Source organism: Paenarthrobacter sp. YJN-5 (assembly GCF_015040095.1).
Lineage (GTDB): Bacteria > Actinomycetota > Actinomycetes > Actinomycetales > Micrococcaceae > Arthrobacter > Arthrobacter ureafaciens.
This window is the reverse complement of record NZ_CP053548.1, coordinates 1-14,948: the sequence shown is the minus strand read 5'-3', so window position 1 is coordinate 14,948 and position 14,948 is coordinate 1. Positions and strand designations below refer to the sequence as shown.

Below are 14,948 nucleotides of genomic sequence, written 5' to 3'. Positions count from 1 at the left end.
AAAGGGTCCTGGCCGGTGTCAGGGGTGTGCTGCCGTTAGGTCAGGCGTGGGCCGTCAGGTGTGCAGCAGGCAGGATCCACCGCCAGGACCACACCAAGCAGATCGGTGATGGCGTGGCTCAGCCTCGCGTCGGCGAGCTCATATCGGGTCCGGCGACCATCCGGTACCGCCACGACCAGACCACAGCCGCGCAGGCACGTCAGGTGGTTGGACATGTTCTGCCGGGAAACACCCAAGGTCTCTGCCAGTTCGGAGGGGTACGCCGGTTCCCTGGTCAGGGCCAGCAGGATCCGGGCTCTCGTGGGGTCCGACACAGCGTAGCCGAACCGCGCGAGCACGGGGGCGTGGGTCAGGGTTTCCATGCCCTCAAAGTACATTGAATCGTGAATACACGCAATTATGTACAGAGGGGTGCCCGGCCTTCGAGGCCAATTTCCTGCACATACCAAACCGCTCCGGTCGCGGGCTGGCTACCGCTGCTGGATCCGGCACGCCCCCACGGAGGCGCCGTGCGGTCGGCAGGAATTGCTAGTGGTGGCCGCCGCCATGATGTCCGCCGCCGCCATGGCCGCCCCGGCGGCGGTCTGTGGACCCGCCGAGCAGGTCGCGCAGGAAGCCTCCGGGGGCTTGGCGCCCGCGGTCCTGCTCGGGGTAGTAAGGCGGAGGCTGGGGGGTGTAGCCGGGCGGGGTAGGTGGCTGGGCATAGAACCTGGCTTCGGCGGCCATGAGTTGTTCCAGTTCGCCGCGGTCCAGGAAGATGCCGCTGCAGCCGCTGCACTGTTCGAGGGTGACCTCGAAGCGCTGCATGGGCAGCATCGTCGAACCGCATTTCGGGCAGGGCATCGTGGCGCCCTGCGCTGCTCCGCCGGGTTGTGTGAACGACATGATGGTGGGCTCCTGTTGGTTGGGCGCGGCAACGTGAAAGAACTGTGCCGTATCCCGCCACGCGGTGGGCGGCATAGGGGCATTGTTACACAAGAACCTGTAATATCAACCTGTGAAGACAGCGATTGAAACAGGTGTCCTGGCACGCTTCGGCAAGGCTCTGGCGGATCCCACCCGGGCCTCGGTGCTGATGCGGTTGAAGGAGGGCCCGGCTTACTCGGGGGAGCTGGCCGAGCTGGTGGGTGTGAGCCGGCAGATCCTTTCCAATCACTTGGCGTGTCTGCGCGATTGTGGTCTTGTCGTGGCCACGCCCGAGGGCCGCCGGGTCCGGTACGAACTCGCCGACCCGAAACTGGCGCACGCCCTTGAGGACCTGCTGGGAACCATTCTGGCGGTGGAGTCCGTCTGCCAGTGCACAACCCCCGAGGTTACGCCATGAGTTCCGGGCGGTCTTCTGTGGTCCGCAGTGGGCGCGGCGGCAGGAACGCTTGCCTCCGGCCCGCCTGCTGAGCGAGCCGGCGTGGGCCAGGTGGGCGTCCTCAGTTTGCCGGGTTCGGTGCAGGTAGCTGTGCACGGGCGTTTCCGGGGGCTGTCTTGAGCGGGCTCGGGGCGGGAAGGCTCCGGTGGGGTGTCCTGTTGGCTGTCACTGTCCTGGTGCTGGCCGCGGCGGGCGTGTATGCGGTGGGAGCGTTTCAGCGGTTTGAGCAGAGCCGCCTGGCCGAGCCGAACGTTGGTGTGGTCGCTGGGCAGTCTTTGCCGCAGGAACCGTTTGTCCTTTTCCGGAACACAGCGACCGGCCAGGGGTATGGCAACGCGGCGACGGTGCCGTTGGCAGCGCCCGGTGGCGCCCGGGCTGTCAGCGGGCAGCAGTGCGACCGGGTGTACGGTGCGGCGCGGACCGTGGTGTGTCTTCGGTCCAATCGCGGATTGGTGACGACCTACGACGTCTCGGTGCTCGATGATCAGTGGCGGCAAACGCGTTCCTGGCCGTTGTCCGGCATCCCCAGCCGGACCCGGATCAGCGGCGACGGATCCAGGATCGCGACCACCGTGTTCGTCTCGGGCCACTCGTATGCCGTGGCTGGGTTTTCCACCGCCACGGAGATCAGGCAGGGGACCGGCAGCCCGGTGAATCTTGAGGATTTCGCTCTGATGGTCAATGGCGAACGGCTTGTCTCGGCCGACCGGAACATCTGGGGCGTGACCTTCGCGCCAGGGCAGGACGATCTCTTCTACGCCACGGCCGCTTCGTCCGGACGGATCTGGCTGGTGCGCGGGTCACTCGACACCAGGACCCTGACCGCGATCGCCGACAATGTCGAATGCCCCTCGCTTTCACCGGACGGGACCCGGATTGCCTTCAAAAAGAACATCGGCGGACCGCTCGCGGCGCACTGGTCCGTCGCGGTGCTGGATCTTGCCACCGGGCAGGAAACGGTCCTGGCGGAGAAGCGCAGCGTCGATGACCAGATCGAATGGCTCGATGACCGGACCCTGTTGTATGGCCTGGCCGACGAGGCCACCTCGGGGGACACCAACATCTGGAAGCTCGGCACGGATCCGGGCACGGCACCATCGCTATTTATCGAACACGCCTGGTCACCGGCAGTACTCCGCTGAGAACCATCGGCTCCGGGCATCGCGTTGGGTTCACTGGTTGCCGCGGCGAGGCGCGGGCAGCTCAGGGGCCCGGAGACGGGGCGGTTCTGAAGAGAACGTCGACGAAGTAGTTGGTGGCGTTCCACGAATTGGTGGGCGCGAGGCCCCCTGTGCCGTAAACGTAGCGGCCGTTGGCAGGCCCGGGAGCCGTGAAAATGCCGGCGGCCCAGGTGTCGGTGAAGAAAGCCGGCGTGTAGGAGTAGCCTCCGTTCGGTGCCAGGTAGGACACGATGTAGGTCTGCCCGGGTGTCAGGGTTATGGGGCTGGGCAGCGCCGCGGTTTGCCAGCCGGTGCCGGTCTCGTCCGTGAAGGTGACATGGGCAAGCCGGGTTCCTGCCGTGTTCCAGAGGGACCCGGTGTGTGTTCCGGTGTTCCCGGGTCCTTTATAGAACCGGATGCCCGTCACGGTGCCGGGTTCGGTGACTGCGAACGCTGTCCCGAGTTCCACGGATGAGGAGTCCTGCGCGGACGCTGTTTGTGGTTCCTGGCCACCGAACATCGAGGTTTGGGTGGCGTCCGGATCGGCTGTGGTGAACTGCCAGGTGGTCGTGGGCAGGCTCTGGCCTTGGTTGGTCTCGATGTTGTCGACGCTGGCCACAATGGTTGCCTTGGCCGGCAGGACAGTGGCCGGGGTGAAGGTCAGGGTCCGGCCGTCGCCGGACAGGGTGGTGGTTCCGGCCACCGTCGAGCCGCCGGCGGTGAGGGTGAAGGTCGCCCCGGTGGTGATGGGGGCGGAGAAACTGAGGGAGGGTTTGACAGTGTCCGGGACCATGGTTGCACCCGGGGCAGGGGTGCGGGAGGTGATCGTCAGTGGTGGCAGGGCCGGGGAGAAGACCAGGTCCACGAGGTAGCTGGCGGTGGAGGCCGAGCCGGGGTACCCGCCGGTGTAGGTGAACGCGCCCGAATCCTCGGCGGTGCGCAGGGGTCCGGAGGAGAACCCGTTGCCGAAACCGGCCTGGGTGTAGGAGTACCGCCCGGTGGGGGCGGTGTAGGCGACGATGTATTCGGTGTTGGCCTGGATGGTCACGGGCGTGCCCAGGGTGGCCGTTTGCCAGCCGGAGCTGCTTTCGTTGGTGAAGGTGACGGTGGCCAGTTCCTGGCCGGAGGTGCTGTACAGGTATCCGGTGTGGGTTCCGGTGTTGCCGGGGGCTTTGTAGAAGCGGATGCCGGTGACGTCCCCGGCGGTGTCGGTGGCGAAGCGGGTACCGAGGGTCAGCGGCACTCCGTCGTTGACTTCGCCGGTTCCGGGCAGGACGGTGTCCTGGTAGAGGGTGCACGGGCACACCCCGGGTGTCCGCGGTGCCGGGACGGTGGTGAAGGACCAGGTTCCTCCGGTCAGCGGCCGGCCGGAGGCGGACGTCGCGTTCACGGTGGCCGTGTAGGAGGTGCTGGCGGTCAGGGGCGCTCCGGGGGTGAAAGTGACCTGCCGGGTGTCGGGGTCGTAGGCGTTGGTCCCGGGAACGGCGGTCCCGGAGCTGGTTTTCAGGGCCAGCGCGGCGCCGTTACTTCCGGTGGCTTCGGACAGCACGGCGGTCACGGGGGCTTCCAGGGCGATGCTGGAGGAACCCGGCAGCGGGGTTTGCCCCGTGAGGGTGAAGGCCGGTGGTGGGACGTTGACGAGGACATCGACCAGGTAGCTGGCGGTTGAGCGTGAGCTGGGGAAGCCTGCGCTGTAGGTGTAGGCTCCGGCGTCTGCCTCGGTCCGCAGCGGCCCAACGTTCAGGCGCGGGCCGAAGCCAGCCGGTGTAGCCGAGTAGGTTCCGGTGGGGGAGGTGTAGGAGACGATGTAGTCGGTGTTGGCCGTTATGGGCACGGGTTGGCTGAACAGGGCCGTTTGCCAGCCGGAGCTGCTTTCGTTGGCGAAGGCAACGGTGGCCAGTTGCTGGCCCGTGGCGGTGTACAGGACGCCGTTGTGGGTGCCGGTGTTGGTGGCGGACTTGTAGAACCTGAGGCCGGTCACCTCACCGGCCGCGACGCTGGAGAACCGGACGCCCAGGGTCAGGGTGGTGCCGTCCTGGATCTCTGCGATGCCAGGTGTGGTGGAGTCATTGAACAGGCTGCAGGGACAGTCCCCGGGAACGGGGAGGCTCGCCCCGGTGGTGAAGGACCAGGTGCCCCCGGCGGTGACGGGGCCGCCTTGGGCGTTGGTGCCGGCCACTGCAGCAGCGTAGGTGGTGCTGAAGGCCAGTGCGGAGGATGGGGTGAACGTTGCCCGACGGGTGGCTGGGTCATAGGCAGTAGTTCCGGCAACGGGACCGGCGGGGGACTGCAGGGTCAGTTGGACGCTGGCGGCGGTGACTGGTTTGGAGAAGACCGCGCTGACCGTGGTGGTGGCGGGGACACTGGAGGAGGACGGGAACGGTGCGTGTCCCGAGACCGTCAGGGGTGAAGTGTCCACGGTGGTGAACAGGGCATCGGCGAAGTAGTTCCCGCCGTTGTAGCTGCTGGTGGGGTAGCCGGGAGAGGTGCCGTAAACACCGGCCGGTTCGGCGCCGAAGCCGCCAGCGACCCTTAGCGGGGCGTCCTCGGATCCGGAGCTGGCCCACTGGTAGTTCTGCACGGAGTAGCGGCCGCTGGGCGCCCAGTACGAGACCGTGTATTTCTGTCCTGCCGTGACGGGGACCGCCTGGCTGAACAACGTGCTTTGCCACCCGGAGGCTGTTTCGTTGGTGAACGTGGCCGTGGCCAGGCGTTCCCCGGCGGAGTTCCACAAGGACCCGGTGTGGGTGCCGGTGTTGGCGGCACTCTTGTAGAACCGGACACCGGTGATGAACCCATCCACCGAGGGTGTGAAGCGCAGGCCCATTTCGTAGGCGCCACCGTCGCCGGAGTCCTGCACGGCCGGGACGGTTTGGCCGAAGACGCTGTAGGGGCCCTCCAGGGCCACGGAGGCGGTCGCGGCGGGGCCGATATTGGCGCTGTCGTCGACGGCGCGGACCTTGATAGTGGCTGTGGCGAGGCCTTTCTGGATGTAGGTGTAGGTCCAGTTTTGTTTGCCTTGGGCGGGGTGCCAGCTGGTTCCGCCGTCGGTGGAGACTTCCACACCGGCCACGACGCCTCCGGTGTCGGTGGCTGTTCCGGTGACCGTGACGCTGGCACCGTGACCGATGGTGGCCCCGTTGGCCGGTGTGGTGACGGTGGTCGATGGCCCCGTGCTGTCGTTGCTGGCTGTTGCCGTAACGAGCCCGGCGGCGAGGGTTGCCGGTTGGGCGCCCATGTCGGCCAGCAGGTTGACCTGGGCTTGCCGCATCCGCGGGTCCGCAGGGGCGCCCTCGCCGTCATGGACCTGGTCCAGGCCCCAGCTCCACTGCACGCTGCCGGCGGAGAACACCAGGGCCCCGCTTGCAGCCCGGTAGAGGGTCACGTGGTGTTTGGTGGTGCCGGAGGCGACGGTGGTCCCGAAGTCCTGCAGGTATTGCGGGACATCCCCGACCGTGGTGGAGAGCCGCACGAGGCCCGCGGGCCGGAACCCGTTATCGAGATCCTCGTCCGATTCGTACCCTACGGTGTGGGGTGCCAGCTCGGCAGAGGAACCGGCCGGCAGCGACGCCAGTGGGGTGTTGCGCCAGAGCCGCGTTTTGCCTTCGTCGGAGGAAACGGTGACCGGCAGGTCGGAGTAGTTGGACATGTAGATGGTGCCGGTCAGGGCGTTCTCGGGCAGGCCACCGCCGTTGGCCTGGGAGGCGAACCGCGGGTCGCGCCAGGTGCCGGTCCATTCCGGGCTGGGATCGATCTTTTCGTTGGCCCAGGTTTCCTTGTAGGAGGTCAAAGTCCTGCCGGCTGAACTGTCCACGGGTGAGGGTTCGAAGCGAGTGCGCCAGTAGCCTTCGTTGCCGGAGAGGAACTGCAGGTTCACGCCCGCGTCCCGGGCCGCGGCGATGTTGGCCCGTTGCGGGCCGGACCAGTATTCATCGTGGCCCACGGAGAGGAACACGTTGTGGTTGAGCAGCTGGGCGCCGTTCCGGTGGGTGTCGAGGCCGCTGATGTAGCTGACGTCGTAGCCGTTTTGCTCCAGGAAGCGCACCATGGGGTATTCGTTGGCGAAGTAGAAGTCACGGCCGCCGGGTCCGCCGCGTGTCGCTACCGGACGGTTGTAGCTGACCTTGTACGCCCGGCCGTTCGGACCCTGGTAGAAGTCCGAGCCACCATAGGAGTTATAAGCCTGCCAGGACGGGTCGGACGTTTGGAAGACGACATCGGAGGTGCTGCCATCGTTGCGGACGATGAACGTGATGTGGCTTTGCCCGCCGGTGTCGGGCCGGGTCAGCAAGGCGACGTAGATCCCGGACACCGCGGTGGCCGGGACCTGCCACGTCGCCGACACCGCCCAAGTGCCGCAGTCGTAGAGGCCGGTGGTGAGGTCGTTGAGGCATTGCGGTTGGTTCTGGCGCATGGTCGAGGGTGTGACATCGGCGATTTTGCGAGCCCCGTCGCCGCCGTACCAACCGGTGCGGTAGACCGCGATGGTGTAGGTGGGGGCATCGGTATCGATTTTGAACCGGATGGGATCACCGGCGTTGACGCTGATCTCGGTGGAGAAGCCCTGGATGCTGTCATCTCCGGGTCCGGTGATGTCCCACTCCGAGGCCGGGCTGCCGGGCTTGGAGTTTTCGCAGACCACCGGATTCACCACGGGCTCGCACGGCCCGGCCGCCGTGGCCGCGGGGACGCCCAGCGGCAGCACCGTGGCGACCATGGCCAGGACCAGGGGCGCGACCAGGCGCGTGAAAGTGGGGCGGGGGCGGTTGGCTGAACGACCGGGCATCGGAACTCCTGCGAGGGGGGCACGCCTGTTGCGGTATGGGTCCATGCCTGCCGCACAGTCCCTGCTTGCCGCTCCCCAGCCAGAGTCAAACCATGTTCTTCGATTCACTGCCGGGCAGTTGTGAACGTTCCGACGACACCAGACCTGGCACACCACGTCCGGAAAAACTCGACCGGACTGCGGCGAGCCACCGGAACCATCCCAGTCACCCTTGGCAGGAGTGTAAAGGTCCCCGACAGGCGGCCGCAAGGCCATCACCCCAAAGGGCGCCTGCCTCGGGGCCTGAGGTACTGATCCGGCGGCGTCCCAGGGTGCCCGGCCGACGGGGCCACGGTCGGGTGGGAGGCGGTCAGGCTTGGACGAGCAGGCCGGTCAGGAACATGGTGGCGAGTCCGAGGATGATGCCGGCGCTGCCGAGGGGGGTGAGGATTTTCCCTGCATGGTCTTTCATGAGGGGGAGGATTTTGAGGGCTACCTGGGCGACGGCGCCGGCGCCGAGCCCGAGGAGGAAAGCCGCGAGCGTGGGTTGGTAGACGCTGGCTCCGATGAGGGCCCCGGCGATGGCCGGGGCACCTGCGATCAGGCCCAGCACGGCGAGCCGTCCCAGTCGGGCGGGTTCTTTCGCGAGCGGGGTGACGATGGCCAGGCCTTCGGTGGTGTTGTGGATGGCGAAGCCCACGATCAAGGTGGCCCCGAGTGCCAAGGAACCTACGGCGTAGGCCGAGCCGATGGCCAGCCCTTCGCCCAGGTTGTGCAGGCCGATGCCGATGGCAATCAGCAGCGCGAGTTTGCGTGGCGGCAAGACCGCCGGTGTTCCGGCCGGTGCCGGTTCCTGGTGTCCTCGCATCCAGGCGTCGGTTGCTTCAAGGACCAGGTAGGCGGCGAAGGCGCCGAGGAATACCACCAGCGGCCCGCCGAACGCGCCGTTGCCGGCGACGAGTTCCATCCCTTCGAGGGTGGCGTCGACGGTCAGGAAGGCAAGGAGGCCGACCGTGACACCGAGCAGGAGCCGGATCCAGGAGGCGGAGGAGCGGCGGATGAAGGGCATCCACAGCATGCCCAGCGCTACCGGGATCACGCCGACGTAGATGCCCAGCAGGGTCATGAGTCCGAAGAACGATGTGCCGCGTTCCGGGCTCGGGGCCGCAGCGTCGACGGTGGCGGGGATTTTGCCGCCGATGGAGGTCAGGAGGGCGATCTCGTATGGGTCCCCGTCCACCCAGTGGTAGTTGACTGTCAGGGTTGTGGCCTCCAGCGGGGCCATGGTGTCGCGGGATTGGGTGAAGGAAGCGTAATAGTCCGAGACGTTCACCTGGGCGATGGCGACCGGGTCGGGGCCTTCGTTGCGGGCGGTGATCTGGATCTGCCCGGGAAGGAAGCGGACGTCTTCGATCGTGACTTCTTCCTTGGGAGGGGCGCCCTCGCCGAGTTTGGCCAACCCAGGGCCGTTGAGCAGGGCGAACACTGCCATCAGCACGGCGATCAGGACCACCGGTCCCAGGCCTAGCAACCAGCGGGGCATGGACGGACGGCCGTCTGGGGCCGCGGCGGGTGTGGGCGTGTTGGTTTTTTCGTCGATGCTCATGCCGGGCTCACCTCGAAGAAGCCCATCCAGCCGAGCTCGGCGAACTCGGTTTTGTGGGCGTGGAACATGTACTTGCCCGGGTAGGGGAAGCGGATCTCCACGATGCCGCGTTGGCCTTGGACCTGGGAGATGGTGTCCGTGAACTCGCTCGGGGTGAGCATGGTCCCGGTGGGGTAGTAGTGGAAGAAGTTCCCGTGCACGTGGAACGAATTGATCGGATCGTATTCGAGGACGTTGATCAGGTGGATCCGGATCAGGGCGTTTTGCTTGACCTGGACGGGAAAGTCCATGAAATGGAAGGGCAGGCCGTTGACGGAGTAGAACTCGTTGTCGTCCCCGCCGTCGGTGTTGTAGCCGTTCATCACCATCACCATTTCGTCATCCGCGGCGGGCCTGCCGACCTTCGGCTCAATGATGAATCCGCCGTAGAGTCCCTTGGCGATGTGCGGTGCCAGCGGTGACTGGTGGCAGTGGTAGAGGTGGGTGCCAAACGGTGTGGCATCGAATTCGTAGGTGAAACTTTGGCCGGGGGAGATCGACCCGGCACCGATGCCGGGTGTACCGTCCATCTCGGCGCGGTGGACACCGTGGAAATGCATGGTGTGCGGGTGCGCGCCGGCGTTCGTGAAATGGATCCGCAGCAGATCCCCTTCACGCGCCCATAGCGTCGGTCCCGGGATCCTGCCGTTGTAACTCCAGCCCGGGAACGTCACTCCCGGGGCGATCTCAAAATCCTTATCCACCGCAATGATGTCCCACTCGCGCAACGTCCGGCCGTCCGGCAGCGTACTGGTCTTTCCCCGGTCGAAATCCCGCAGGATCGCTGTGGGGTCGATGCCGGCCCTGTCAGGCATGACCGAGCCTCCGGCGAACCCGGCGTGGCCGGCATGGCTCATGCCGGTGGCGTCCGCCGTCCCCGCCTTGGCTGTGACCTGCTCGCCGGTGGATGCGGGAGCGGCCGCTCCTTGGTTCGGGGTGCCGTGGCCGGCGTGCTGCCCGCCATCACTGGCGCGGGCCCCCACGGGCGTCAACGCCGAGAACGCCGGGACGGCGGCGAGGGCCGCGGCGCCGGAGAGCATAGATCGCCGGGTGAGCAGCTTCTCGATGCTGAATTTCGGCACTGCAAACTCCTTGGGTTTCCCCTTTGAAACAAGATTGTTCGATAAGGCTAACATTTGCGGGCCCGGCAAAGTAGTATGAAGCAATGCTTGTTTCTGACCTCTCCGCATCGGCCCAGGACTATCTGAAGCTGATCTGGTCCGCCACGGAGTGGACCGCGACGCCGATCAGTGTTGGCGCCATGGCTGAGCGCCTTGGCGTGCGTCCCCCCACGGTGTCCGATGGGATCAAGAAGCTGGCGGCGCAGGGATTGGTGACCCACGCACCCTACGGCAGCATTGAGCTGACGGATGAAGGTCGAAAGCATGCCGTCACGATGGTGCGCAGGCATCGCCTCCTGGAGACATTCCTCGTCCAGGTTCTGGACTACGGCTGGGACGAAGTCCACGAGGAGGCCGAAGTCCTCGAGCACGCCGTCTCTGACAAACTGATCGAACGCATCCACCAGCATCTGGGACGTCCCACGCGCGATCCGCACGGGGACCCCATTCCTTCCATCGGCGGGCCGCAGTGGCAGCCCATTGCTACCCAGCTTTCGGCCGCGGAAGCCGGTGTTACCGTAACGGTCACCCGTATTTCCGACGCAGACCCGGAGATGCTGCGGTACTTCACCGAACTTGGCTTGTCACCGGACACTGAGTTGTCCGTCCAGGAGCATCGCCGCTACGCAGATCTCACGACGATCCGTCTCAGCGGCCAGGAACGAAGCATTGATCTGGGGTCTTCCGCCTCCGACGCGATCTGGGTAGTGGCCGTTTAGCCGGACCACTTTTGACCCTCACCCATGCCGCGGACCCAGCATCTTGGCTTGCAGAATCAGTGGTGGTCTCCGTGTTGGAAGACTGCCGCAGCAATGGTGCTGCGTGGACAGCATGCGAACCAACACGGGCCGGAGACCCGTGCCACCGTTTTGGTCCGGCCGGTGTCGGCCGTTTGTTGGTGCGGCGTTCTTGGCACTCCCGGTGAAGCTGCCCGACGCGCACACGGGGCTGAAGAGCTGGGGCAGTGGCCCCGCGGGAAGCTCCGTGCGCGACCACTGCCTCCTTGGTGCTCAGCTAAAGAGCTGCTCCCCGACGAAGCCGCCGGGTTCGCATCCTGGGGAAATGGCGAACACGGCCGAGCCGACCGGGGTTGTCCACTCGTTCAGCAGGCGAAGCTTCGGTCAAATAGCGGTTGACCGAAGCTTCGGTCAATTATGCCTATGTGAACCTTGAGACTCGCTGGGAAGGCGGCAGCGGGTCCGATGTCCCGTCGGCAGCGGGCCGAGAGGGCGTTGTAGGTCCGGCTGACTGATCACCGCAAGCGCTCATTGGAGTGTCGATCCAGCTAGAACGGCATCCGGTGCACGGAACTTGGCCCCGTGCCATTGAGGATGGTCTAACTGTCCCGCAGGCTGTGCTATTTGCTGCTGGGTGCCGGGCTCGGCGTGAGACCGCAGGCCTTGACTAAGGCTGTGACCGAGGCAACGGGGACCTGGTCGCCGGCCTGAGCTATCTCCTCTAGCGGGGTGATGAACTGGGCCGGGACACCGGCCGTCTGGGCAGTGGAGAGCAGGCCCGAGAGGACTTGTTTGTCTTGTGCGCTGAGCTGCCCGTCCTGCAGCGGCGAGCAGATCTGACCCCGAACGGCGTCGGCGGCGGCCGTCGCTGCCTGCGACGCGGCGTCACTGGCGACGCTCTTGGCGGCGTCCTGCACCTGCCCGCAACCAGCCACGGCGAGGAGGACAGGGATCCCGATGAGCATGGCTAGGCGACGGTTCATCTCCCCATCCTAATGCGGACACTCCTTGCGTACCGCCCGACGAGGATCGACCATGCTGCGCGGAACGCGTATTGGAAACTCCGGTTCTTCAATGAGGCAAACCTGCCCTCGCTTCCAGCTCACCTGAGCTGAATGGTTTGACGAGTTCATGGTGGTCGGCCTGCGAATGCCTCAGCACAGTGGGGCCCGGACGGAATCCCCAGTCGCGGGTGGGCCCGGCTATTTCCGAAGCATCCTACTGACGGTCCGGCCCCGGATCACCCTTCCAGCACCGTGGAGCACAAGCCCCGCACCGATGACCGGCAGCGCAGCGAACGCCACTCCCTGGTTCTGAGAGGCATTCCCAACAATCGAGAGAACGATTCCGGCAGCGATTAAGGCCATTGAACCGAAGACAAGGACCTTGTAAGGCGTGGTTGCAGTAGCCCAAAACTCGTTCAGCACCTCACCAGCATATCGGCGCGCTGGCCTCTCCTGTGCCTGCCCGAGGCCGCGATGTGCACAGTCTTAACCATGGTTCGTCACCGTCGTCCCCGGCGGGTCATCTGACCAGCTATCACCGTTCAATGCGCGATTCTCTCATCCAGTTACGACTCGTTCGCAACGCCGATAACCGTGATTTCGTCTACCATCAGGTCTCTGTCGAGCCAAACACCGAGCGGCTTCTTTGGCTGTCTCCTGAGTGAGGAGGCCGCCAAAGAGCATGGCGGCCTCCTCACTCAGGATAGGGATCATTACCTCTTGGGTTGCTTCGATCTAACTATCGCAACAACCGTGGCGACAATCGCAAATAAATGGCACCGCCAAAGGACAAAACTATGACATTCATAGGTCAAGTCCCGTGGAGTGGTGTAACCGTTTCGTGATCCTTCAAGGATGTGGGGGCTAGTTTTCGTTGTGATTGCAGATGCTCGCGACGAGCTCACTCACGGTGTCGGAGTACAGCCCAGGAGTGGGGGCGCTCATGCTGCGGCCCCGAGCTCGGGGAGCTCATGGTGCTGGCCGATAGTGTCGGTACCCACGAGCGTGAGGCGGCACCTCGCGAGAACGTCAAGACCGAGGTAACGACGACCCTCGGCCCATTCGTCAGACTGCTCCGCAAGAACGGCCCCGACGAGGCGGGTGATCGCGGCCCGGTTCGGGAAGATCCCCACCACATCGGTCCTGCGGCGGATCTCACGGTTCAGGCGCTCGTTCGGGTTATTCGACCAGATCTGCTGCCACACATCTTTCGGGAACGTGGTGAACGCGAGAATGTCAGCCCGGGCAGCATCGAGGTGGTCGTGCACTTCGGGGAGTTTGTCCTCGACGTAGTCCAGGAGCCGGTCGAATTGGGCCTCAACACTTTTCTGGTCGGGTTGGTCGTACACGGAATGCAGCATCGCTTTCACCGCCGGCCACATGCTCTTCGGGGTCACTGACATCAGGTTCGCAGCGTAGTGCGTGCGACACCGTTGCCACGACGTCCCAGGGAAGTTCGCGCGCATCGCTTCAACGAGGCCAGCGTGCGCGTCAGAGGTGATGAGTTTCACCCCGGTGAGGCCGCGCGCGACAAGGTCTGCGAAGAACCCGTTCCACGCCATCGTGGTCTCCGCGGTCGCCACTTGCATGCCCAGGACTTCCCGATGCCCGTCAGCGTTCACCCCGGTCGCGACGAGCACCATGGTGTTGATCACCCGCCCGCCCTCACGCACTTTCATCGTGAGTGCGTCGCACGCGACGAACGTGAACGGGCCGGCCTCACCTAACGGCCTCGTGCGAAACTCACGCACATGCTCGTCCATATCGGCGGCCATTCGGGAGACCTGCGACTTCGACAGGGAATGGATGCCAAGGGTCTTCACGAGTTTGTCCATCCGCCTCGTTGAGACGCCAGCGAGGTAGGCGTCAGCGACGACGGTGATCATCGCCGCTTCTGAGCGTTTGCGACGTTCGAGGAGCCACTCGGGGAAGTACGTGCCGGAGCGGAGCTTCGGGATCGCGACGTCTATGGTTCCGACACGCGTATCGAGTTCACGGGTGCGGTATCCGTTGCGGGAATTCACTCGGTCAGCAGAGGGCTTCCCGTACTCGGCGCCGCAGATCGCATCTGCTTCGGCTGAGAGGAGGGTGTTGATCATGGTTTGCAGCAGGGTGCGCATCAGATCCGGTGATGCGTCGCCCAGCGCGTTGGTGAGGACGGTGGCAGGGTCGACAATAGAGGGAGTGGTCATCGGTGTGACGCCTTTCGAGTGGGATGTGAGAGTTTCCTCGAAGGAAGATCCCGGTGGCCACGCTGACGTTTACTGGCCGGGATCGTTACACCACTCTACGGGGCACTACTCATTCATAGGCCAAGCGGGCCCAGGTCGCACCTGACTCTCGGGCGGATTTCATGACGTACCAGCGTCTGGCCGTGAGCAGTTCGACGGCCTTGGCGTTCGCCCGCAGCGCAGTTTCTGGCCGCGACTTCCCGTATCTCGGCCAGAAACTGGGCTGCGGGCGTCCGGGCCTTGTCACTGCCGGTCGCGAAGACATCACGCCAGGTCTCGCCGTTGTTGAAGTTCTAGGGGCACCGGCCGCGCCACGGGGAACCCACCTACTGGTGGGGTCCATCCTCCGAGGTGGTTTCCGCCGTGTCGTGTGCATCTTTGATGAGAGCTGTCATGGCGCGGACAGACTCCGGATCGTCTTGCCAGTGGCTCCCGTCGCGGCTGCAGGCATGAAGGGATTTCAGCCCGGATTCTTCGGCAACGCGGAGGAACTCGGTCCGTGCCGCGGCGAGGTCTGCCAGTTGTGCTGGCGTCAGTGGCTCACGCGCAGCGGCTTGAACCCTGTGAAGTGCGGCGGGGCTCGATGAATCCGGTGTCCTGCGCCTGGTGAAAAGGCTTCTCAGTCCCACGGTCGTTGTCTTCCTTCTAAGAGGTTGTCCCGTTGGCAACATGGGGGGCGTCTCCGGCGGGACATCTCCACCGTACCAACCTGTCCCGGCACCACGAGATAACGCCAATTCCCTGGCTTTTAAGGACCCAGAACGGGCGTCCTCTCCGCTTCGCTGCGTGGCCGGCTGTTGGGTGCTGCCGGTTAGTCGCAGGGCTCCTGCCCGTCATCACCTGTCGTGTCTACGACGATGCTCCTATAGCCGTCAAATCAGGCAGAGAGTGCTCCGAGGAGCGCCGCTGCTGGTCCGGCGGG

At 65.2% G+C, this 14,948-nt stretch carries 12 protein-coding genes; 3 read left to right on the top strand and 9 right to left on the bottom strand.

Annotated elements, in window-relative coordinates; genetic code table 11:
• Positions 1–35: 35 nt before the first annotated feature.
• Together HMI59_RS25340 and HMI59_RS25335 are read right to left on the bottom strand one after the other, a co-directional pair.
• Positions 36–362, bottom strand: a complete 327-nt coding sequence (locus HMI59_RS25340) for a helix-turn-helix transcriptional regulator (RefSeq protein ID WP_193594645.1) — start codon at positions 360–362, stop codon at positions 36–38.
• 166 nt (positions 363–528) lie between these two features.
• Positions 529–885, bottom strand: coding sequence for a zf-TFIIB domain-containing protein (locus tag HMI59_RS25335; protein ID WP_210730856.1), 357 nt, complete (start codon positions 883–885; stop codon positions 529–531).
• Positions 886–997: 112 nt separating this feature from the next.
• Between HMI59_RS25335 and HMI59_RS25330 the strand changes: the two genes are divergently transcribed.
• Positions 998–1,324, top strand: coding sequence for a helix-turn-helix transcriptional regulator (locus tag HMI59_RS25330; RefSeq protein ID WP_227471764.1), 327 nt, complete (start codon positions 998–1,000; stop codon positions 1,322–1,324).
• A 155-nt stretch (positions 1,325–1,479) separates the two neighbouring features.
• Entirely contained in the window at positions 1,480–2,505 is a 1,026-nt protein-coding gene (locus HMI59_RS25325) for a PD40 domain-containing protein (RefSeq protein WP_193594644.1), read from the top strand.
• Positions 2,506–2,566: 61 nt separating this feature from the next.
• On the opposite strand, the gene HMI59_RS25320 is transcribed toward HMI59_RS25325, so the two are convergent.
• The 3 genes from HMI59_RS25320 to HMI59_RS25310 form a co-directional block, all read right to left on the bottom strand.
• The gene (locus HMI59_RS25320) at positions 2,567–7,309 is read right to left on the bottom strand and encodes a DUF4082 domain-containing protein (protein ID WP_193594643.1); all 4,743 of its coding nucleotides are present in this window, start codon (positions 7,307–7,309) and stop codon (positions 2,567–2,569) included.
• Positions 7,310–7,658: 349 nt separating this feature from the next.
• The gene (locus HMI59_RS25315) at positions 7,659–8,894 is read right to left on the bottom strand and encodes a ZIP family metal transporter (RefSeq protein WP_193594642.1); all 1,236 of its coding nucleotides are present in this window, start codon (positions 8,892–8,894) and stop codon (positions 7,659–7,661) included.
• Entirely contained in the window at positions 8,891–9,973 is a 1,083-nt protein-coding gene (locus tag HMI59_RS25310) for a multicopper oxidase domain-containing protein (protein WP_193594662.1), read from the bottom strand. Before HMI59_RS25310 ends, HMI59_RS25315 begins: the two co-directional genes overlap by 4 nt.
• Before the next feature lie 125 nt (positions 9,974–10,098).
• Between HMI59_RS25310 and HMI59_RS25305 the strand changes: the two genes are divergently transcribed.
• Complete coding sequence (locus HMI59_RS25305; RefSeq protein ID WP_193594641.1) at positions 10,099–10,773, top strand: metal-dependent transcriptional regulator; 675 nt, start codon at positions 10,099–10,101, stop codon at positions 10,771–10,773.
• Between the two features lie 638 nt (positions 10,774–11,411).
• On the opposite strand, the gene HMI59_RS25300 is transcribed toward HMI59_RS25305, so the two are convergent.
• The 4 genes from HMI59_RS25300 to HMI59_RS25285 all read right to left on the bottom strand — a co-directional run bounded on the left by HMI59_RS25300 (position 11,412) and on the right by HMI59_RS25285 (position 14,655).
• Entirely contained in the window at positions 11,412–11,774 is a 363-nt protein-coding gene (locus HMI59_RS25300; protein WP_193594640.1) for a hypothetical protein, read from the bottom strand.
• Positions 11,775–11,993: 219 nt separating this feature from the next.
• Complete coding sequence (locus HMI59_RS25295) at positions 11,994–12,158, bottom strand: DUF3188 domain-containing protein (protein WP_370583609.1); 165 nt, start codon at positions 12,156–12,158, stop codon at positions 11,994–11,996.
• Positions 12,159–12,736: 578 nt separating this feature from the next.
• The gene (locus HMI59_RS25290; RefSeq protein WP_193591830.1) at positions 12,737–13,987 is read right to left on the bottom strand and encodes an IS256 family transposase; all 1,251 of its coding nucleotides are present in this window, start codon (positions 13,985–13,987) and stop codon (positions 12,737–12,739) included.
• A 365-nt stretch (positions 13,988–14,352) separates the two neighbouring features.
• Positions 14,353–14,655 (bottom strand): hypothetical protein, encoded by a 303-nt coding sequence (locus HMI59_RS25285; protein ID WP_227471762.1) that lies wholly within the window; start codon positions 14,653–14,655, stop codon positions 14,353–14,355.
• Positions 14,656–14,948 lie beyond the last annotated feature (293 nt).